19 protein-coding genes are annotated in these 18,307 nt (G+C 61.4%); 11 read left to right on the top strand and 8 right to left on the bottom strand.

Annotated features, from left to right (window positions below):
* Nucleotides 1-80: 80 nt before the first annotated feature.
* Both OQ248_RS18305 and OQ248_RS18300 read left to right on the top strand, forming a co-directional pair.
* Nucleotides 81-2,834 carry a response regulator gene (locus tag OQ248_RS18305; RefSeq protein ID WP_265813522.1) on the top strand — a complete coding sequence of 918 codons (2,754 nt, stop codon included), beginning with the start codon at nt 81-83 and terminating at the stop codon, nt 2,832-2,834.
* 83 nt (nt 2,835-2,917) lie between these two features.
* A complete protein-coding gene (locus OQ248_RS18300; RefSeq protein WP_265813521.1) occupies nt 2,918-3,907 on the top strand; it encodes a 2-hydroxyacid dehydrogenase in 990 nt (329 codons plus the stop codon).
* Nucleotides 3,908-3,920: 13 nt separating this feature from the next.
* On the opposite strand, the gene OQ248_RS18295 is transcribed toward OQ248_RS18300, so the two are convergent.
* On the bottom strand, nt 3,921-4,364 hold the full coding sequence (locus OQ248_RS18295) for a hypothetical protein (protein ID WP_265813520.1): 444 nt from the start codon (nt 4,362-4,364) through the stop codon (nt 3,921-3,923).
* Between the two features lie 133 nt (nt 4,365-4,497).
* On the opposite strand from OQ248_RS18295, the gene OQ248_RS18290 reads away from it, so the two are divergent.
* Both OQ248_RS18290 and OQ248_RS18285 read left to right on the top strand, forming a co-directional pair.
* Nucleotides 4,498-4,932 (top strand): hypothetical protein, encoded by a 435-nt coding sequence (locus OQ248_RS18290; protein ID WP_064598653.1) that lies wholly within the window; start codon nt 4,498-4,500, stop codon nt 4,930-4,932.
* A complete protein-coding gene (locus OQ248_RS18285) occupies nt 4,932-5,336 on the top strand; it encodes an META domain-containing protein (RefSeq protein WP_085710985.1) in 405 nt (134 codons plus the stop codon). The genes OQ248_RS18290 and OQ248_RS18285 overlap by 1 nt, the downstream gene beginning before the upstream one ends.
* A 243-nt stretch (nt 5,337-5,579) precedes the next feature.
* Here the strand turns inward: OQ248_RS18285 and OQ248_RS18280 are convergent, their stop codons facing one another.
* Nucleotides 5,580-6,047 (bottom strand): TlpA disulfide reductase family protein, encoded by a 468-nt coding sequence (locus tag OQ248_RS18280; protein WP_265813519.1) that lies wholly within the window; start codon nt 6,045-6,047, stop codon nt 5,580-5,582.
* Between the two features lie 114 nt (nt 6,048-6,161).
* Here OQ248_RS18280 and arsC point away from each other — a divergent pair, with 114 nt between their 5' ends.
* From arsC to OQ248_RS18265, 3 genes are read left to right on the top strand one after another with little or no spacing between them, the layout of a single operon-like run.
* On the top strand, nt 6,162-6,515 hold the full coding sequence (arsC, locus tag OQ248_RS18275; protein ID WP_011335489.1) for an arsenate reductase (glutaredoxin): 354 nt from the start codon (nt 6,162-6,164) through the stop codon (nt 6,513-6,515).
* Nucleotides 6,512-7,108, top strand: coding sequence for an NAD(P)H:quinone oxidoreductase (gene wrbA / locus OQ248_RS18270; RefSeq protein ID WP_096818028.1), 597 nt, complete (start codon nt 6,512-6,514; stop codon nt 7,106-7,108). Before arsC ends, wrbA begins: the two co-directional genes overlap by 4 nt.
* Before the next feature lies 1 nt (nt 7,109).
* On the top strand, nt 7,110-7,535 hold the full coding sequence (locus OQ248_RS18265; RefSeq protein ID WP_265813518.1) for a DUF2069 domain-containing protein: 426 nt from the start codon (nt 7,110-7,112) through the stop codon (nt 7,533-7,535).
* 99 nt (nt 7,536-7,634) lie between these two features.
* On the opposite strand, the gene OQ248_RS18260 is transcribed toward OQ248_RS18265, so the two are convergent.
* Nucleotides 7,635-8,309 (bottom strand): DNA-3-methyladenine glycosylase I, encoded by a 675-nt coding sequence (locus OQ248_RS18260; protein ID WP_265813517.1) that lies wholly within the window; start codon nt 8,307-8,309, stop codon nt 7,635-7,637.
* Nucleotides 8,310-8,441: 132 nt separating this feature from the next.
* Complete coding sequence (ttcA, locus tag OQ248_RS18255) at nt 8,442-9,266, bottom strand: tRNA 2-thiocytidine(32) synthetase TtcA (protein WP_085647384.1); 825 nt, start codon at nt 9,264-9,266, stop codon at nt 8,442-8,444.
* A gap of 289 nt (nt 9,267-9,555) precedes the next feature.
* Between ttcA and OQ248_RS18250 the strand changes: the two genes are divergently transcribed.
* Both OQ248_RS18250 and OQ248_RS18245 read left to right on the top strand, forming a co-directional pair.
* The gene (locus OQ248_RS18250) at nt 9,556-10,158 is read left to right on the top strand and encodes a Yip1 family protein (protein WP_003227189.1); all 603 of its coding nucleotides are present in this window, start codon (nt 9,556-9,558) and stop codon (nt 10,156-10,158) included.
* A gap of 158 nt (nt 10,159-10,316) precedes the next feature.
* Entirely contained in the window at nt 10,317-10,811 is a 495-nt protein-coding gene (locus OQ248_RS18245; RefSeq protein WP_007957760.1) for a SprT family zinc-dependent metalloprotease, read from the top strand.
* 1 nt (nt 10,812) lies between these two features.
* Here OQ248_RS18245 and OQ248_RS18240 read toward each other — a convergent pair whose 3' ends face one another.
* The gene (locus tag OQ248_RS18240) at nt 10,813-11,994 is read right to left on the bottom strand and encodes a CaiB/BaiF CoA-transferase family protein (RefSeq protein ID WP_265813516.1); all 1,182 of its coding nucleotides are present in this window, start codon (nt 11,992-11,994) and stop codon (nt 10,813-10,815) included.
* A gap of 145 nt (nt 11,995-12,139) precedes the next feature.
* Entirely contained in the window at nt 12,140-13,474 is a 1,335-nt protein-coding gene (locus OQ248_RS18235) for a dicarboxylate/amino acid:cation symporter (protein ID WP_085710993.1), read from the bottom strand.
* Between the two features lie 353 nt (nt 13,475-13,827).
* Here OQ248_RS18235 and OQ248_RS18230 point away from each other — a divergent pair, with 353 nt between their 5' ends.
* Nucleotides 13,828-14,826 (top strand): AraC family transcriptional regulator, encoded by a 999-nt coding sequence (locus tag OQ248_RS18230; RefSeq protein WP_265813515.1) that lies wholly within the window; start codon nt 13,828-13,830, stop codon nt 14,824-14,826.
* 158 nt (nt 14,827-14,984) lie between these two features.
* A complete protein-coding gene (locus tag OQ248_RS18225; RefSeq protein WP_265813514.1) occupies nt 14,985-16,046 on the top strand; it encodes a S8 family peptidase in 1,062 nt (353 codons plus the stop codon).
* A gap of 45 nt (nt 16,047-16,091) precedes the next feature.
* Here OQ248_RS18225 and OQ248_RS18220 read toward each other — a convergent pair whose 3' ends face one another.
* Nucleotides 16,092-17,438, bottom strand: coding sequence for an ATP-binding protein (locus OQ248_RS18220; protein WP_265813512.1), 1,347 nt, complete (start codon nt 17,436-17,438; stop codon nt 16,092-16,094).
* On the bottom strand, nt 17,435-18,112 hold the full coding sequence (locus tag OQ248_RS18215) for a response regulator transcription factor (RefSeq protein ID WP_085710996.1): 678 nt from the start codon (nt 18,110-18,112) through the stop codon (nt 17,435-17,437). The genes OQ248_RS18220 and OQ248_RS18215 overlap by 4 nt, the downstream gene beginning before the upstream one ends.
* Nucleotides 18,113-18,307: the final 195 nt, after the last annotated feature.

The raw sequence follows: 18,307 nt of genomic DNA, 5'->3' as shown, positions 1-18,307 counted from the left end.
AAGCAAATCGCTACACTGCGCCCATGCCGCGTGCCGGAAGCACGCAAGAGTCGATGATCAGCGGGATGCAGGAGATAGGCGTGCTCAAGAAACTGGGAATCAAAGGTCGCGTGTTGTTGCTGACCCTGTTGCCAACCAGCCTGATGGCGCTGGTACTGGGCGGCTATTTCACCTGGACGCAGCAGTCCGACCTGCAGGCCCAATTGATGCAGCGCGGCGAAATGATCGCCGAGCAACTCGCTCCGCTGGTGGCGCCGGCCATGGGCCACGGCGATGCCGAACTGCTTGAGCGCATCGCCACCCAGTCTCTGGAACAACCGGACGTGCGCGCGGTGACCTTCCTCGCGCCTGACCGCTCGCCACTGGCCCACGCCGGCCCGACCATGCTCAACCAGGCCCCCAGCGGCGACAGTACACAACTGCTGCGGCGCAGCGGCAACGACGCCACCCGCTATCTGCTGCCGGTGTTCGGCAAGCACCGCAACCTTGCCGGCGAACTGATCCCTGAAGAATCCGATCGCCTGCTCGGCTGGGTCGAACTGGAACTCTCACACAACGGCATGTTGCTGCGCGGTTACCGCAGCCTCTTCGCCAGTCTGTTGCTGATTGCGGCAGGACTGGCCGGTGCAGCGTTGCTGGCCCTGCGCATGGGCCGCACGATCAATCGCCCGATCAGCCAGATCAAACAGGCGGTCGCGCAACTCAAGGACGGTCATCTGGAAACCCGCCTGCCGCCCCTCGGCAGTCAGGAGCTGGATGAACTGGCGTCCGGCATCAACCGCATGGCCGGCACCCTGCAAAACGCCCGGGAAGAATTGCAGCACAGCGTCGATCAGGCCACCGAAGACGTGCGCCAGAACCTGGAAACCATCGAGATCCAGAACATCGAGCTGGACCTGGCCCGCAAAGAGGCCCTGGAAGCGAGCCGGATAAAGTCCGAGTTCCTCGCCAACATGAGCCATGAGATCCGCACACCGCTCAACGGCATCCTCGGCTTCACCCACCTGTTGCAGAAAAGCGAGCTGACCCCGCGCCAGCTCGACTATCTGGGCACCATAGAAAAGTCCGCCGACAGCCTGCTGGGAATCATCAACGAAATCCTCGACTTCTCGAAGATCGAGGCCGGCAAACTGGTGCTCGACCATATCCCGTTCAACCTGCGCGATCTGTTGCAGGACACCCTGACCATCCTCGCCCCTGCCGCCCACGCCAAGCAGCTGGAACTGGTGAGCCTGGTCTATCGCGACACGCCGCTGTCGCTGGTCGGTGATCCGCTGCGGCTCAAGCAGATCCTCACTAACCTTGTGAGCAATGCGATCAAGTTCACCCGCGAGGGCACCATCGTCGCCAGGGCCATGCTCGAGGAAGAGCACGAAGACAGCGTGCAACTGCGCATCAGCATTCAGGACACCGGCATCGGCCTCTCGAATCAGGACGTGCGCGCGTTGTTTCAGGCCTTCAGTCAGGCTGACAACTCGCTGTCGCGCCAGCCCGGCGGCACCGGTCTCGGTCTGGTGATTTCCAAGCGCCTGATCGAACAGATGGGCGGCGAGATCGGCGTCGACAGCAGCCCGGGCGAAGGTTCGGAATTCTGGATCAGCCTGAGTCTGCCCAAGACCCGCGACGATGCCGAAGACCTGCCCGCCGCGCCATTGCTCGGGCGCCGGGTGGCGGTGCTGGAAAACCACGAACTGGCGCGCCAAGCCTTGCAGCATCAACTGGAAGACTGCGGACTCGATGTCACCCCGTTCAATACCCTGGAAAGCCTGACCAACGGCGTCACCGGCGCCCATCAGACCGATCAGGCCATCGATCTGGCGGTGCTCGGCATCACCAGCAACGACATGCCACCGGAACGCCTCAACCAGCACATCTGGGATCTCGAACACCTCGGCTGCCGGGTGCTGGTGTTGTGCCCGACCACCGAACTGACGCTGTTCCATCTCTCGGTGCCCAACCCGCACAGCCAGCTCCAGTCCAAACCGGCCTGCACCCGCAAGCTGCGCCGGGCACTGTCGGACATGGTCAACCCGCGTCAGACACGCAGCGAACCCGGCGAACCGCTGTCGAGCCGTGCGCCGAAAGTGCTGTGTGTCGACGACAACCCGGCCAACCTGTTGCTGGTGCAGACATTGCTCGAAGACATGGGCGCCAAGGTGCTCGCCGTCGAAAGCGGTTACGCCGCGGTCAAGGCTGTACAGAGCGAAACCTTCGATCTGGTGCTGATGGACGTGCAGATGCCGGGCATGGACGGACGCCAGAGCACCGAGACGATCCGCCAGTGGGAAAGCGAACGTCATTGCACGCCGCTGCCGATCGTCGCCCTCACTGCCCACGCCATGGCCAACGAAAAACGCGCACTGTTGCAAAGCGGCATGGACGACTACCTGACCAAACCGATCAGCGAGCGGCAACTGGCGCAAGTAGTACTGAAATGGACCGGCCTTGCGCTGCGCAATCAGGCACCGGACCGTGGCGGTGAAAGCCTCGTGGGGCATCAGGATCTGCCGGTACTGGATCACGAAGAAGGCTTGCGCCTGGCCGCCGGCAAGGCGGATCTGGCGGCGGACATGCTGGCCATGTTGCTGGCTTCGCTCGAGGCCGACCGTGAAGCCATTCGCACGGCCCGCGACAATCAGGATCAGAACGGTCTGCTCGAACGGGTACATCGCCTGCACGGTGCCACCCGCTATTGCGGCGTTCCACAATTGCGCGCCGCCTGCCAGCGCAGCGAAACCCTGCTCAAGCAGGAAGATCCCAAGGCCTCAACCGCACTGGATGAACTGGAGCGGGCGATCAATCGTCTGGCGGCGCAGGCGAAGATCAGCGCCTGATCCACGGCAATGCCGGTCAACGCCGATGCGGCTAAAGTGGTCGCGGGTGATTCGCGCCCGCGTCGATGCTTCAGGAGGATTGCATGCGCACGATCGTTTTCAGCAGCCAGACCTACGACCGCGACAGTTTCCTGGCCGTCGACTGCCCGGCCGGCATCGAGCTGCACTTTCAACCGGCCCGACTGAGTCTCGACACGGCGCCACTGGCCGACCGGCACGAAGTAGTCTGCGCCTTCATCAACGACGACCTCAGCGCTCCCGTGCTGGAACGTCTGGCGGCCGGCGGAACCCGGCTGATCGCCCTGCGCTCGGCAGGTTACAACCATGTCGACCTGAACGCCGCCAAACGCCTGGGGCTGGTGGTCGTGCGCGTTCCGGCCTACTCGCCCCACGCGGTGGCCGAACACGCCGTGGCATTGATTCTTGCGCTAAACCGCCGCCTGCACCGGGCTTACAACCGCACCCGCGAAGGCGACTTCAGCCTGCACGGCCTCACCGGATTCGATCTGGTCGGCAAGACTGTCGGCATTGTCGGCACCGGACAGATCGGCGCCACATTCGCGAAAATCATGCACGGTTTCGGCTGCGATCTTTTGGCCTTCGACCCGTATCCGAACCCGGCCGTCGAAGCCCTGGGCGCGCGCTACCTGAGCCTGTCGCAACTGCTGGAGCAATCACAGATCATCAGCCTGCACTGCCCGCTCAACGAGCAGAGCAAGCACCTGATCAACCGTGATTCGCTGGCGTACATGCAGCCAGGCGCGATGCTGATCAACACCGGCCGCGGTGGCCTGGTGGACACGCCGGCGCTGATCGACGCCCTGAAGGACGGTCAGCTGGGTTATCTGGGGCTGGATGTTTACGAAGAAGAGGCGCAGCTGTTTTTCGAAGACCGCTCCGACCTGCCGTTACAGGACGACGTACTGGCGCGACTGCTGACCTTCCCCAACGTGATCATTACCGCGCATCAGGCGTTCCTGACCCGCGAAGCACTGGGTGCGATTGCCGCGACCACCCTGCATAACATCGCGACCTGGGCGGCGGGATCGCCGCAGAACCAGGTCGAGGGTTGAAGCATCGGTTTTTTCAGGACGGGGACAGGGAAGACGCGAGGATCAGCAGGCCCAGCCAGCCGAACCCGAAAAGCCGCTGCTTGAGGGAATGACCGCTGCGCAGCAGGAACCAGACAAAGATCATCGGCATCAGGAACGCCATGATCTTCAACCAGCCTTCGACCGGACGCACGCCGTCGGCATTCAACCGAGGTTCTGCCGCTCGCCCGGCCTGTTGCCGGCGCCGGCGACCGGCTGCAGCGGGCATGATCTTGGGTTCCGGGGCAGGCGCGGGGGCTGCGACGAAAGCTTCGGGAACCGCCTTGTTCCGGGGCAGACTGCCAAAGGAAATCGTTGATCCACCGGAGTTCGCCCTGGCCGGCGCCTGCGCCTCCGTCAACGGAGCCCCGCAATGAATGCACGCCGTCGCTTCGGAGCTCACGCTCCGCTTGCATTCATAACATTCGATCAGCGCCATGTTCCGTTCCTTAGAGATGAAGGCGGCAGTTTGCCACGACTGTGGTGTCGATTTGAACCGGATCGAAGGTCGCACGTGCGCGTTATTCTGCAATCAAGCCCGTGCTAGCATGTCGCGCATATTTGGAGGACCCATGGTCGAACACGATTTCCGCTATACCCTGATGAACCCGCAACACACCCTCACCGAATGCCGCGCCCTCGTACCGGGCCGTTATCAGGTCACCGGCAACGGTGGCTCGATCCGTATCGGTGACGTGCTGGTCGTGACCCTCAAAGGCAGCAAGGACCTGTCCATGCGCCTGACCGTCGACACCGTCCGCCATCTGATCAACCCGCCTGGTCAATGGACCGCAATGACCACCGGCCCGGTGTTCGGCGAACTGGCGATCCACACCTGGCAAGTCAACTGCGACAGTTGCGCCAGGGAACTGAGCTTCGAATTTGCGGTAGACGCCAAGCTCGGCAAACCGGCAGAAAAACCGGCCGCCACGGCGCGCATCGCCGAGCTGGGCTGGAAAGCCGTCGGTGACAAGCACCTGTGCCCGAAATGCCAGGAGCCTGCATGATGAAACACCTGGCCCTGACCGCCGCTGTCGGCGCCGGCCTGATGGGCTGCGCCGCGGAGCCCGTGCAACTGCAACAGGACCGCAGCTACATCCTGGAATGGATCGGCGAGCGGCCACTGATGGATTACAGCCACCTGACCGTGACCCTCGGCGAAGATGGCCGGGCCTATGGCAATGGCGGCTGCAACCACTGGTTCGCGCCCTACACCCTCGATGGCGACAAGCTCAGCTTCGGCAAGATCGGCAAGACCCGCAAACTCTGCGCTCCAGCGCTGATGGAGCAGGAACAGCGTTTCCTGCAGGCCCTGGAGAAAGTCGAGCGCTGGGACGTTTCGCCCATCGAGCAGATGCGCTTCTGGCCTGCCGAAGGCAAGCCGTTGCGCTGGTGGCTGGAAGAGGGTTGATCTTTTAGATCGCCAAGCCCCTCACCCTAACCCTCTCCCACTGGGAGAGGGGACTGATTGGGGGATATTGAAGAAGTACGCCGACCTGAAAGATCTTTACCGAATCCATAACCAACCGGATCCTGCTCTGACGAACCTATAGTCGACCAGATCTTTCAGGTCGACGTATGACGCCACACACTTCGGTCGGCTCCCTCTCCCTCCGGGAGAGAGCTGGGGTGAGGGTAAGTTTCTAGCGGCAACTCACTTTGTGGCCTGCAACGCCTCCAACTTCGCCATCACCCCCGCCGCCGTCTGCTCGCCCATCAACTGTTCCCGCACCTTGCCCTTGTTGTCGATGATGTAAGTCACCGGCAAGGCTTCGCTACGCGGCAGTTCGAACAGATCCGCCGGATCCTGCGCCAGCACGGTGAACTTGATGCCGAGCTTCTCGCTGGCACCTTTCAGTTCTTCACCCTGCACATTGTCGAAGTTGACCCCGAACACCCCGATTTTCTTGCCCTTGAGTTCTTCGGCCAGATGATTGAGTTCCGGGATTTCCGTGCGGCACGGACCGCACCATTCGGCCCAGTAATTGAGTACCACCCATTGCTTGTCCAGGCGCTCGGACGCGACTTTCTGCCCGTTCTGATCGATGCCGTAGTCGTTACCGCAGCCCCCCAGCATCAACGCCCCGATGATCGTCAATGCCGCTGCCAGTCGCCGTGTCATGTCGTGTTCCTTGTGAAAAATTGAATGCGCCTGCGACCCATCGCCTCCCAAGGTTCTGGATTGCGCGCTGCACAGTTAGAATAGCCGCCACTCTACGCAAGAAGCGACCCGCCCATGACCGATCTGACGCTTTATCACAACCCGCGCTGCTCGAAATCCCGCGGTGCGCTCGAACTGCTCGAAGCCCGTGGCCTGACGCCGAACGTCGTGCGCTACCTCGAAACGCCGCTGGACGCCGCGCAAATCAAGGCCCTGCTCGGCAAGCTGGGGATCAGCGCCCGGCAACTGCTGCGCACCGGCGAAGACGAATACAAGACCCTGAACCTGGCCGATGCCAGTCTCACCGAGAAACAATTGATCGAAGCCATCGCCGCACATCCCAAGTTGATGGAGCGCCCGATTCTCGAAGCCGGCGACAAGGCCGTCATCGGCCGCCCACCGGAGCAGATCCTGGAGCTGTTGCCGTGAGTGCGCCGTACATTCTGGTTCTGTATTACAGCCGCAGCGGTTCGACCAACGAAATGGCCCGGCAGATCGCCCGGGGTGTCGAACAGGCCGGCCTCGAAGCGCGCCTGCGTACCGTACCGGCGATTTCCACCGAGTGCGAAGCCGTGTCGCCGGACATTCCGGATGAAGGCGCGCTGTACGCCACGCTGGATGACCTGAAGAACTGCGCCGGCCTGGCCCTCGGCAGCCCGACCCGTTTCGGCAACATGGCCGCGCCGCTCAAGTACTTCCTCGATGGCACCAGCAACCTGTGGCTGACCGGCGCGCTGGTCGGCAAACCGGCCGGCGTGTTTACGTCCACCGCCAGCCTGCACGGCGGTCAGGAAACCACGCTGCTGTCGATGATGCTGCCGCTGCTGCACCACGGCATGTTGATCACCGGCCTGCCTTACAGCGAGTCGGCGCTGCTGGAAACCCAGGGGGGCGGCACGCCGTACGGCGCCAGCCATCACGCCGGGGCCGATGGCAAAAGCGGTCTCGATCAGCACGAAGTGGCGCTGTGCCGCGCACTGGGCGCACGCCTGGCCAAAACGGCTTTGAAGCTGGGGAACTGAGATGGCGAAAAAGCCGAAAATCCTGCCCGCCGTCGAATGGCTGGAGCCCCGGGTGCGGGCAATGCGGGTGATCAGTCTGCTGTGCTTTTTCGGCCTGGCCGGACTGCTCGCCGCGTATTACCTGGTGTTCGCCGACCTGCATGGCGCACGGCCGTGGGTGATTCTGCTGATCGAACTGATCCCGTGGCTGGTGCTGGCTCCGGGCATGATCATGGGCAGCGCCCGCGGGCATTCGTGGATGTGCTTTGTGGTGAACCTGTATTTCATCAAGGGCGCACTGGCGGCATATGACCCGAGCCGCCAGTTGTTCGGCGTGCTGGAGATGATCGCCAGTCTGGCGGTGTTCTGCTCGGCGCTGCTGTATGTGCGCTGGCGGTATCAGCTGAACCGCAAGCTGGCTGGCGAAGGCGAAGTCTCCGTCGCCTGACAGACCGCTATCGCCAGCAGGCTGGCTCCCACACTGAATCTGCGACGTTCACAAATCTTCTGTGGGAGCCAGCCTGCCAGCGATGCGGGCGGCGCGGTCTTAGTGATTGACGGTATACGCCAGCATCATCGAAATCTGGCTCATCGGCCGCCCACCGCTTTCTTCATGCCACTGGTTGAACGCGTTCTGTACCGTGGCCAGATCCCGCAGACTGCTCGGCGCCTTGTCGACGATCTTCTGTGCATTCAACGCCGCGACCACGTCGTAGCTCGGCACGAACGTGTCCTTGCCGACCATGCGCAGGAAGCGCGGCGCCGACAGCCCGCCCAACTGGTGGCCGTGCTTTTTCAGGTAGGTCCACAGGCCGACGATATCGGTCACCGGCCAGTCGGCGAGCAATGCGCCGAAACTGCCCTTCTCTTTCTCGACATCCAGAATGAACTGCGCATTGCGCGGCACGCTTTTCAGTTTGCCCAGGTGGCGGATGATCCGCGCGTCCTGCATCAGCCGCTCAAGGTGTTCGGCGCTCATCAGCACGACCTTTTCCGGATCGAACTTGAAGAACACTTCTTCGAAGGCCGGCCACTTGGCGTCCACCAGACTGTGCTTGAGCCCGGCGCGAAACACCCGCAGGGCCATGGTCGAGAGATAACGGTCGTCGCTGATCTGGCGCAGTTGCGCCGGGGTTTCGGGAACGGGCAGATGGGCTTCCAGTTCAGCCGCCGAACCGAAGCGGTTCAGACAGTATTCGTGCAGCCACTTGTAGTCGCGCATGCCCTCTCCTTTTGAATGAAACGAGAAACCAATGTGGGAGCGGGCTTGCTCGCGAAAGCGGTGCGTCATTCAACATTGATGTCGGCTGACAGAACGCCTTCGCGAGCAAGCCCGCTCCCACTTGGATTGTGTTTACAGGTTTACGACGTTGACGAAACGCGAAGCCGCGGTTTCATCGATCTTCAGGCTGGTGAAGTCGAACAGGTTACGGTCGGCCAGTTGCGACGGGATCACGTTCTGCAGGCTGCGGAAAATGCTCTCGGTACGGCCCGGGGTCTTGCGCTCCCAGTCCAGCAGCATTTCCTTGACCACCTGACGCTGCAGGTTTTCCTGGGAGCCGCAGAGGTTGCACGGGATGATCGGGAATTGCTTGAAGTCCGAGTAGGCCTGAATGTCTTTCTCGTTGCAGTAGGCCAGCGGACGGATCACCACGTTGCGTCCGTCGTCGGCGCGCAGCTTCGGCGGCATGGCCTTGAGGCTGCCGTTGAAGAACATGTTGAGGAAGAACGTCTCGACGATGTCGTCGCGGTGATGACCGAGGGCCATTTTGGTCGCACCGATTTCGTCGGCGAAGGTGTACAGCGTGCCGCGACGCAGGCGCGAGCACAGCGAGCAGGTGGTCTTGCCTTCAGGAATAAGCTCCTTGACCACCGAGTACGTGTCTTTCTCGACGATGTGATACTCGATGCCCAGCTCTTTGAGGTAGGCCGGCAGCACGTGCTCGGGGAAGCCCGGCTGCTTCTGGTCCATGTTCACGGCGACGATCTCGAACTTGATCGGTGCAACCTTCTGCAGGTGCATCAGCACGTCGAGCATGGTGTAGCTGTCCTTGCCTCCGGACAGGCAGACCATGACCTTGTCGCCGTCTTCGATCATGTTGAAGTCGGTGACTGCTTCGCCGGCCAGGCGGCGCAGGCGCTTTTGCAGTTTGTTCTGGTTGACCGTAAGAGTGCCCATGACGCGAAATCCGTGAGGTGTGACGAAAGGCGGGCATTTTACGCAAAAACACCGGGGTTGTGGCCACAGGTTGTCGCTCCCTCGAATGCCCGTCTGCACAGACCCCGACGCGATTACCCCGCCGGTTTACAGCGCGATTTGCTCTAAGACCCCAATACCTGTGCGGTTAAGACCTTCCTATACTGCGACATAAGGTCGCACGCAATCTGAAGACCTGTATTTGCTCGGCCACATTGGCCCGTAGGCGCTCCGCTGGGGGGCGATGGCAATAACGAGAGGAGTGACTGGCATGATCCATCACGTAGTGGGACTTTTTACCCACCCCGATCAGGAATGGAAGGAAATCCGTGGCGACCAAGAGGAAAGCATCAGCCACATGTACCTGACGCACACACTGATTCTGGCGGCGATCCCCGCTGTTTCGGCGTTTATCGGCACGACTCAGGTCGGCTGGGTCATCGGCAGCCGCGCACCGGTGATGCTCACTGTCGAAAGCGCGATCTGGATGACCGTCATGTCGTACCTGGCGATGCTCGGCGGGGTCGCGGTCATGGGGGCCTTCGTGCACTGGATGGCCCGCACCTATGACGCCAACCCGAGTCTGGCCCGCTGCGTCGCGTTTGCCACCTACACCGCGACACCGTTGTTCGTCGGCGGGCTGGCGGCGCTCTATCCGCACATGTGGCTGGGGATGATCGTCGGTACGGCGGCCATCTGCTACACGGTGTACCTGCTGTATGTGGGGCTGCCGACCTTCATGAACATTCCGTCTGACGAGGGTTTTCTGTTTTCCAGCTCGGTGCTGGCGGTGGGTCTGGTGGTGCTGGTCGCCATCATGGCGTTTACCGTGATTGTCTGGGGACTGGGCGTGGGGCCCGTCTACACCAACTGACGACCGATCCAGCCTGAGAAGAACAAGATCCGCCAACACAGGCCGCCGCAAGGCGGCCTTCTCATGCCAGGGAAAAGTGCCACGACCATTCGGCAGTTCGGCGATACGCAACGCCGAAAGGTTGCGGCATACTCCAAACCTCTGGAGATCCATCAAGCATGCCCGAGCAACTCAATACCCGCGTCGAAGACTGTTTCCAACTCGCTGAATCCTTTTTCAAACGTCCTTTCAAACGCCCCGTGGTGAGCCTCAAGCTGCGCGGGCAAAAAGCCGGGGTCGCGCATCTGCACGAGAACCTGCTGCGCTTCAATCCGCAGCTGTACCGGGAAAATACCGAACACTTCCTCAAGCAGACCGTGGCCCATGAAGTCGCGCACCTGATCGCCCATCAACTGTTCGGCGACCGCATCCAGCCCCATGGCGAGGAGTGGCAACTGATCATGCGCGGCGTCTACGAGCTGCCGCCGGACCGCTGCCATACCTACGAAGTCAAACGCCGCAGCGTGACCCGCTATATCTACAAATGCCCGTGTGCCGACAGCGATTTTCCGTTTTCGGCCCAGCGCCATAGTCTGGTCAGGCAAGGTCGGCGCTATTTGTGCCGACGCTGTCGCAACACCCTGGTGTTTAGTGGCGAGATGCGGGTCGAGTGAGTCAGGCGATCACTTTGGCCCGTCGCAATTCGGCAATTCGCTCAACACTCAAGCCCAACTCCGCCAACACCTGATCCGTATGCTGCCCCAGCGCCGCGCCGACATGTCGTGGCGCCGGCAAGGCTTCGGAGAACTTCAGCGGACAAGCGATCTGCGCCTGCGCCGAGCCATCCCCACGGGGTACCTGCGTCACCAGCTCCCGCGCCTGCAACTGCGGATGCTGCACCGCCTCGCCCAGATTCAATACCGGTTCGACACAGGCATCGATCCCGGCGAACAACTCGCACAATTCGGCAAAGTCATGCTTCTCGAACTCGACCTTCAAGGCATCCTTGAGCGCCCGCTGCTGCTCAGGCTTGGGTGACAAACCCTGAGCCGCCAGTTCCGGCCGCCCCAGCGCCGCACACAGTTGCTGCATGAACGCCGGCTCCAGACTGCCCACCGACATCCAGCGTCCGTCGCGGGAGCGGTAGCAGTCGTAGAAGCTGCCGCCATTGAGCATCTGGTCCTCCCAGCCCGGCTCCTCGCCGCAGGCCAGATACCCGGCACCGGCCATGGCATTCAGGCTGAAGGCGCAGTCGGTCATGCTCACGTCCAGGTGTGTGCCCTGCCCGGTTTGCTGTCGCGATATCACTGCCGCCAACAGGCCGATCACCCCGTGCAGCGAGCCACCCGCGATATCCGCCACCTGCATGCCCAGCGGCAACGGCCCGCTGTCGGCGCGCCCGGTGTAGCTGGATAGCCCGGCCAGCGCCAGATAGTTGATGTCGTGGCCGGCGCGATCCTTGTACGGCCCGGTCTGGCCGTAACCGGTGATCGACACATAAATCAGCTTCGGATTGATCGCCTTCAGCGCCTCGTAGCCCAGCCCCAGCCGCTCCATCACGCCGGGGCGGAACTGCTCCAGCACGATGTCGTAGTCCGCCAGCAACTGCTTCACCAGCTCCAGCGCCTCGGGCTGCTTGAGGTCCAGCGCCAGACTGCGTTTATTGCGATTCAGGTAGGCGTGGCTGGCCGAAATCCCGTGATCGTGAGGCGGCAACACCCGCAGCAAATCGAGGCGGGTCGGCGATTCGATGCGCAGCACCTCGGCGCCCATGTCCGCCAGCAACAGCGAGGCGAACGGTCCCGGCAGCAGGGTCGAGAAATCCAGAATCTTCAGTGAGGCCAACGGTGCAGACATGGGCGATCTCCATCAACGATGCATGCAGCCTAGGCAGCCGTCGGCGATGGGGCAATTACCGGATGCATCAGTTGCGCTGACCGTTGCGCTCAAACAGCAGGCAAGAAAAAACCCGCCGAAGCGGGTTTTTCCAATCAGGCGATGCTTACTTCACATTGCTCGGGGTCGGGCCTTCGGCCACACCCAGGTCGTCTTCGTGACGCTGGTCGACGATACCGCGACCGCCCGAGGCCAGCTCGGCGTCCAGTACGTCGGTGTCCAGTTCCTTGACCCACTTGGCCACAACGATGGTCGCAACGGCGTTGCCGACCAGGTTGGTCAGGGCGCGGGCTTCGGACATGAAGCGGTCGATACCCAGGATCAGTGCCAGACCGGCCACCGGCAGGTGACCTACCGCCGACAGGGTGGCGGCCAGCACGATGAAGCCCGAACCGGTCACACCGGCGGCGCCTTTGGAGGACAGCAGCAACACCACCAACAGGGTGATCTGGTGAGTGATGTCCATGTGGGTGTCGGTCGCCTGGGCGATGAACACGGCCGCCATGGTCAGGTAGATCGCGGTACCGTCGAGGTTGAACGAGTAACCGGTCGGGATCACCAGACCCACTACCGATTTCTTCGCGCCCAGACGCTCCATCTTGATCAGCATGCGTGGCAGTACCGATTCCGACGAGGAAGTGCCGAGAACGATCAGCAGCTCTTCACGGATGTAGCGGATCATCTTCAGCACGCTGAAGCCGTGCATGCGGGCGATGGCACCCAGCACGATCAGGATGAACGCCAGGCAAGTGATGTAGAAGCACGCCATCAGTTGACCCAGCTGCACCAGCGAGCCGACACCGTAGGCGCCGATGGTGAACGCCATCGCACCGAAGGCACCGATTGGCGCGAGCTTCATGATCATGTTGATGATGTTGAACATCACGTGGGCGAAGCGATCGATGAAGTCCAGGATCGGCTTGCCGTAGGCACCCAGGCGGTGCAGGGCGAAACCGAAGATCACCGAGAACATCAGCACTTGCAGGATGTCACCGGTGGCGAACGCGCCGACGATGGTGGTCGGGATCACGTTGAGCAGGAAGCCGACAACGCTCTGGTCAGCGCCTTGCTGCACGTAGGTGGCGACTTTCGAGGCGTCGAGGGTGGCGACATCGATGTGCATGCCGTTGCCCGGCTGCACGATGTTGACCACGATCAGGCCGACCAGCAGGGCGATGGTCGAAACGATTTCGAAGTACAGGAGTGCGTAACCGCCGGTCTTGCCGACCGACTTCATGCTCTGCATGCCGGCGATGCCGCTGACCACGGTGCAGAAGATGATCGGGGCGATGATCATTTTGATCAGTTTGATGAACCCGTCACCCAGCGGCTTAACGGCCACGCCGAACTGCGGGTAGTAGTGGCCGAGCGCAATACCGATACAGATTGCGACGATCACCTGGAAATACAGGGATTTGTACAGTGGCTGACGAGTCGTCATTGCAAAGTTCCTCAAGAGTCCCGCGTGGCAACATCCATCTGTTGAACGCGACACTTGAATTGCGAACCCTCCTGCACTGGAGGGATTTGTTGTGTCGAACGGCGCTTGCCCGGACCGGCTCGGCGCACGCTTCTGTCGCTCTTATCGCAAACGTCGTGCCACTTTGGTGCAAATCGCTGCAAGCCTTTTGATATCAGGGGATGCAGGTTTTTCTGTGTCACCATCCGGTTACTCAAGTGTGGCGGATTTCCGCCAACGCACCTGCTCTCGTCCTACAATTTGGCGGAAATCCGCCTTGTTGCGGATCAGAGCCGCCGGCTACCATCGGTCGCCAGAGGAAGGATTTGCCACCCATGCGCGAACGCACCATCGCCAGTCACTTCGCCCGTGCAGCCCTTGTCGGCGCGCGCCGTCGCGGGTTCGATTATTCGGGCCTGCTGCTGCAACTGGGCATCAGTTCCGAACTGCTCGACGAGCCCCGTGCGCGGATCGCCCCGGAACTGTTCACCCGACTGATCCAGAACCTGTGGCAGGCCCTGGACGACGAATGCCTGGGCTTCGGCAACGCGCCCAGCAAGACCGGCAGTTTCGCCATGATGTGCCACGCCGTCATCCATTGCCGCAGCCTGGAAAAGGCTCTGCAGCGCGGCTTATTGTTTTATAGCCTATTCCCCGACGCTCCGCGCCTGACCCTGACCCATGAAGACGAATGGGTGCGTCTGAGCCTCGACGATGCGCAATGGTGGGACCCGGATCACTTTCTCTCCGAGAGCCTGCTGGTGATCTGGCATCGCCTCGGCAGCTGGCTGATCGGCCAGCGGATTCGCCTGGAACAGGCAAGTTTCAGCTACCCGAAACCGGCGCACGGGGCGGAGTACGATTTGCTGTTCTCGTGTCCGCTGGCGTTTTCGGCGCCGCAAAGCAGTCTGGTGTTTCACAGTCGCTATCTGCACATGCCGCTGTTGCAGGACGAGCGCACACTCAAGCACTTTCTCGAACGCTCTCCCGCCGACCTGCTGTCTCGCCCGGACGACGGCAACAGCCTCAGCAGCCGATTGCGCCGCTTGCTCAGCCATGACAGTGCGCGCTGGCCGGACCTGGAAGCCGTCGCGGCGCACCTGCACATCAGCCCGCAAACCCTGCGCCGGCATTTGCGCGAGGAAGGCACCAGTTTTCAGGAGTTGAAGGATCAGCTGCGCCGGGACATTGCGATCTATCACCTGGGGCGGGCCGATCTGTCGTTGCAACAGATCGCCGAACAGCTCGGGTTCTCCGAGCCGTCAGCGTTTCATCGAGCGTTCAAGAAGTGGACGGGGCTGACGCCGGGGGCTTATCGGGCGCAGGAGCTGTGAGAAGAATCAGTCGCCATAGAATGAAACAAACAGGGCACTTTGCCGCCCTGCCGTACCTTCCTTTCTGCTGGTAGGGTTCTCCTCCCAGACCCCCCCCCTCCACAAACTGACATCTCGCAGGAAGCCTGATGTGCACGGAGGTCAACGAAGGAACGACCATGCCTCAATTATCCACTTCAACCATCACCACGCTTGTTTTGCCACTTCTGCTGACGGGTTGCCTGACACCCCCAGTACAGCCCTCCATTGATCCGGCGCCATTCGAGACACCGGAGTATCAAGCCCAGAAAGCTCTGGCAATCGTTAACGCTTCAGCTCTTTATGCGCGTGGCGGTACCGGTCAGGGCGTGGCGGTAGCCCTTGTCGATTCGGGCCTGAACGACAAGCTGCCGGAGTTTCAGGGAAGGCTGGGTAGTCCGGGATTCGATTATGTAGAAAACCGGGTCGGTACCTTTGACCGGATAGGTCACGGCACCCAGATGGCCGGCATCCTGGCCGCCAACAAGGATGACAAAGGCATGCACGGAATCGCCTTCGACGCCCAATTGATCCCCTATCGCTTCGGAGACGACAACGAACCTTTTTTCTTTGATAGTGAAATTGCCCAATCCTGGCAGGCCGGTTTCGAAGAGGGGGCACGATTCTTCAACAACTCATGGGCCAATGCCATCCCGGCGACCGAGATCAATGAGGCACGCTATAACCAAGTGATGCCGGAGTCGTTGGCGAGCGCCCGAAAAATGGTTCAGGGCGGCGCTGTATTTGTGTTCCCGACCGGTAACGAACTGAAACGGGAACCTTTGGCTGAACCTGGTTTGCCAGTCGCCTTGCCCGAACTTGAAAAAGGCTGGATCGCGGTGGTTGCCCTGAAAAGCGATGGCAGCACCATCAATGCAAAATCCAACTACTGCGGCGTGGCAGCAGACTGGTGCATCGCTGTACCCGGTGGTGATTCGGGTACCGACCAAGGTTTGTTGACCACCAACAAGAATGGTCAATACACCGAGACTGCCGGTACATCCCCCGCTGCCGCACTGGTCAGCGGAGCGTTGGCAGCCCTGCAAAGCCGCTATCCCGAACTCACGCCCCAGCAAGTCCGCGAACGCTTGCTGAGCACCGCGAACCGAACTGGCATCTATTCAAACACTGAGGCATATGGACGGGGTCTGATGGATCTTGAAGCCGCTTCTCGTCCAAACCCGCAGTCCATGATTGATTGACTCATCCACACTCGGTGCCGGCGAGACGGGGGAAGAAGGCAACGACTAAACCGCCGGAAAATGAATCCTGAACGCTGCCCCGCCCATCGGTGAATCGCCCAGGGTCAATTTGGCGTTGTAGCTCTCAATGATGTCCTTGACCACCGCCAGACCGATCCCCTGCCCCGGGTGCTGGCGATCCAGACGTTCGCCGCGCTCAAGGATCCGCGCACGCTGATGCTGTGGCACGCCGGGACCGTCGTCTTCGATGCACAACTCGATCCCGGCCAGGGTTTCGCGCACGCTGATGCGCACTTCACCCAGGCACAGGCGATAGGCGTTTTCCAGCAGGTTGCCCAGCATTTCCAGCAAGGCACCCTGCTCGATCGGCAGATAGCAGTGTTCCGGCAGGTCGAATGCCACGCGAACGCGCTTGTCGCGGTAGACCTTGTCGAGGGTGTCGCACAGGCTTTTGAGCACCGGGCGCAGGCGCACCTGATGGCGCACCAGACCGCTTTTGCGCAAGCTGGCGCGTTGTAACTGGTAGCTGATCTGCTGGCTCATGCGTTCGATCTGGGCTTGCAGCACCCAGGCCTGATCGCGATCTTCGGGGCGCTGGGCCATGTCTTCGCTGACGCCCTGCAACACCGCCAGCGGGGTTTTCAGACTGTGGGCCAGATCGTCGAGGGAGTCTCGGTAACGGCTGCGTTGCTGACGCTCGCTGTGCAGCAAGCGGTTGAGCGAGCCGGTCAGGCGCAGCAGTTCACGGGGGTGCTGTTCGGTGAGGCTTTCGCGGGTTCCGCTTTCGATTTCGTCCAGTTCCTGACTGAGCCTGCGCAGCGCCTTGAGGCCCCAGGTCAGGCCGATCCACAGCAGCGAGAGCAGCACCAGCAACGCAGCACCGAAGCCGAGGTAGAGGTTTTCCCGCAGGCCTTCGAGGGTGGTTTCGTATTCGCGTACCGGTTGCAGCGCGACGATGCTGAACGCCGCGTTCTTGCCGCCGAGCAGTTTGACTTCGACGTCGTAGACGAAGAACTCCTGACCGCTGGCTTCGCGAATCCGCGCAAACTCGCTGCCCATTCCGTCGTAACGCGGTTTGTAGTTGATCTGCTCTTCCTGGGTCGCTTTCGAGCGCCAGACCAGATGACCTTCGCGGTCGTAGATGTAGCCGAGCAGACGGAAGTCGGCGAGGTTGAAACGCTCGTCAGGCAACTGCATCGGCATCACCAGCCGACCGTTTTCAATCCGTGCAGCAGAAATCAGGGTAGTGACATCCGAAGCCAGGCGCTGCTCGATGGAATCCTGCAGCGCCAGGCTGAACGCCCCTTGCATCGCCGGAAGCAAGGCGAGCATGAAGAACACCGCCAACGTCGTGGCGGCCAACATCAAGCGAACACGAAGCGAACGGATCAAGTGCAGCGCTCATTGAACAGATAGCCCAGCCCGCGCACCGTGTCGATCGGCTTGAACCCGGCCGGGCCTTCAAGCTTGCGCCGCAAACGCCCGACCAGCACCTCGATCACGTTCGGATCACGCTCGTCGTCGTCCGGGTACAGCTGTTCCATCAGGCGATCCTTGGGCACCACTTGCTGGTGGTGGCGCATCAGGTACTCGAGAATCCGGTATTCGTAGGCGGTCAGCGCCAGCGGCTGTTCATCGAGGGTCGCCTGCTTGCGATTGAGGTCGAGCAACAGCGGCCCGGCGACGATGGACGATTGGGTAAAACCGCTGGAGCGACGCAGCAGCGCATTGAGCCGTGCTTCCAGCTCTTCGAACTGGAACGGCTTGACCAGATAATCGTCGGCGCCGGCGGCCAGGCCTTCGACCTTGTCCTGCCAGTTGCCACGGGCGGTGAGGATCAAGATCGGAAAGCTCTTGCCGTCCTGGCGCAACTGGCGGATCAAATCGAGCCCGCCCATGCCCGGCAGACCGAGGTCGATCACCGCCAGGTCAAAATTGAATTGCCCGGTCTGGTACAGCGCCTCTTCGGCATTGGCCACGGACTCGACCACGTGACCGCTTTCCGTCAGGCGGGTTTGCAGGTGATGGCGCAACAGCGCTTCATCTTCGACGACCAACAGTTTCATGACACTCTCCCGGGCCAATCAGCATCTCCAACAGCATACCTGCGACAACGGTGTACTGCCGCTTTTGAGGGTCCTGTTCATTTCATCCCTCGGACGTGGTTCAAGATTACTGAACCCGGCCTGTACCTGCCCTGAACGCACCCTGAACCCGGGCGCAATCAAATGAACTAGGCTGTCTTGACCTTTTATTGTCAG

Origin of the sequence: Pseudomonas sp. COW5, assembly GCF_026240005.1 — a bacterium.
Taxonomy (GTDB): domain Bacteria; phylum Pseudomonadota; class Gammaproteobacteria; order Pseudomonadales; family Pseudomonadaceae; genus Aquipseudomonas; species Aquipseudomonas kribbensis.
The sequence above is the reverse complement of the archived record's forward strand: the minus strand, read 5'-3'. Positions and strand labels throughout refer to the sequence as shown.

What these genes read in the sequence shown, in the direction of transcription:
- OQ248_RS18300 (WP_265813521.1), top strand. Translation starts at nt 2,918, where the DNA reads ATGCGCACGATCGTTTTCAGCAGCCAGACCTACGACCGCGACAGTTTC.
- OQ248_RS18295 (WP_265813520.1), bottom strand. Translation starts at nt 4,364, where the DNA reads ATGGCGCTGATCGAATGTTATGAATGCAAGCGGAGCGTGAGCTCCGAA.
- OQ248_RS18290 (WP_064598653.1), top strand. Translation starts at nt 4,498, where the DNA reads ATGGTCGAACACGATTTCCGCTATACCCTGATGAACCCGCAACACACC.
- OQ248_RS18285 (WP_085710985.1), top strand. Translation starts at nt 4,932, where the DNA reads ATGAAACACCTGGCCCTGACCGCCGCTGTCGGCGCCGGCCTGATGGGC.
- OQ248_RS18280 (WP_265813519.1), bottom strand. Translation starts at nt 6,047, where the DNA reads ATGACACGGCGACTGGCAGCGGCATTGACGATCATCGGGGCGTTGATG.
- arsC (WP_011335489.1), top strand. Translation starts at nt 6,162, where the DNA reads ATGACCGATCTGACGCTTTATCACAACCCGCGCTGCTCGAAATCCCGC.
- OQ248_RS18265 (WP_265813518.1), top strand. Translation starts at nt 7,110, where the DNA reads ATGGCGAAAAAGCCGAAAATCCTGCCCGCCGTCGAATGGCTGGAGCCC.
- OQ248_RS18260 (WP_265813517.1), bottom strand. Translation starts at nt 8,309, where the DNA reads ATGCGCGACTACAAGTGGCTGCACGAATACTGTCTGAACCGCTTCGGT.
- ttcA (WP_085647384.1), bottom strand. Translation starts at nt 9,266, where the DNA reads ATGGGCACTCTTACGGTCAACCAGAACAAACTGCAAAAGCGCCTGCGC.
- OQ248_RS18250 (WP_003227189.1), top strand. Translation starts at nt 9,556, where the DNA reads ATGATCCATCACGTAGTGGGACTTTTTACCCACCCCGATCAGGAATGG.
- OQ248_RS18245 (WP_007957760.1), top strand. Translation starts at nt 10,317, where the DNA reads ATGCCCGAGCAACTCAATACCCGCGTCGAAGACTGTTTCCAACTCGCT.
- OQ248_RS18240 (WP_265813516.1), bottom strand. Translation starts at nt 11,994, where the DNA reads ATGTCTGCACCGTTGGCCTCACTGAAGATTCTGGATTTCTCGACCCTG.
- OQ248_RS18235 (WP_085710993.1), bottom strand. Translation starts at nt 13,474, where the DNA reads ATGACGACTCGTCAGCCACTGTACAAATCCCTGTATTTCCAGGTGATC.
- OQ248_RS18230 (WP_265813515.1), top strand. Translation starts at nt 13,828, where the DNA reads ATGCGCGAACGCACCATCGCCAGTCACTTCGCCCGTGCAGCCCTTGTC.
- OQ248_RS18225 (WP_265813514.1), top strand. Translation starts at nt 14,985, where the DNA reads ATGCCTCAATTATCCACTTCAACCATCACCACGCTTGTTTTGCCACTT.
- OQ248_RS18215 (WP_085710996.1), bottom strand. Translation starts at nt 18,112, where the DNA reads ATGAAACTGTTGGTCGTCGAAGATGAAGCGCTGTTGCGCCATCACCTG.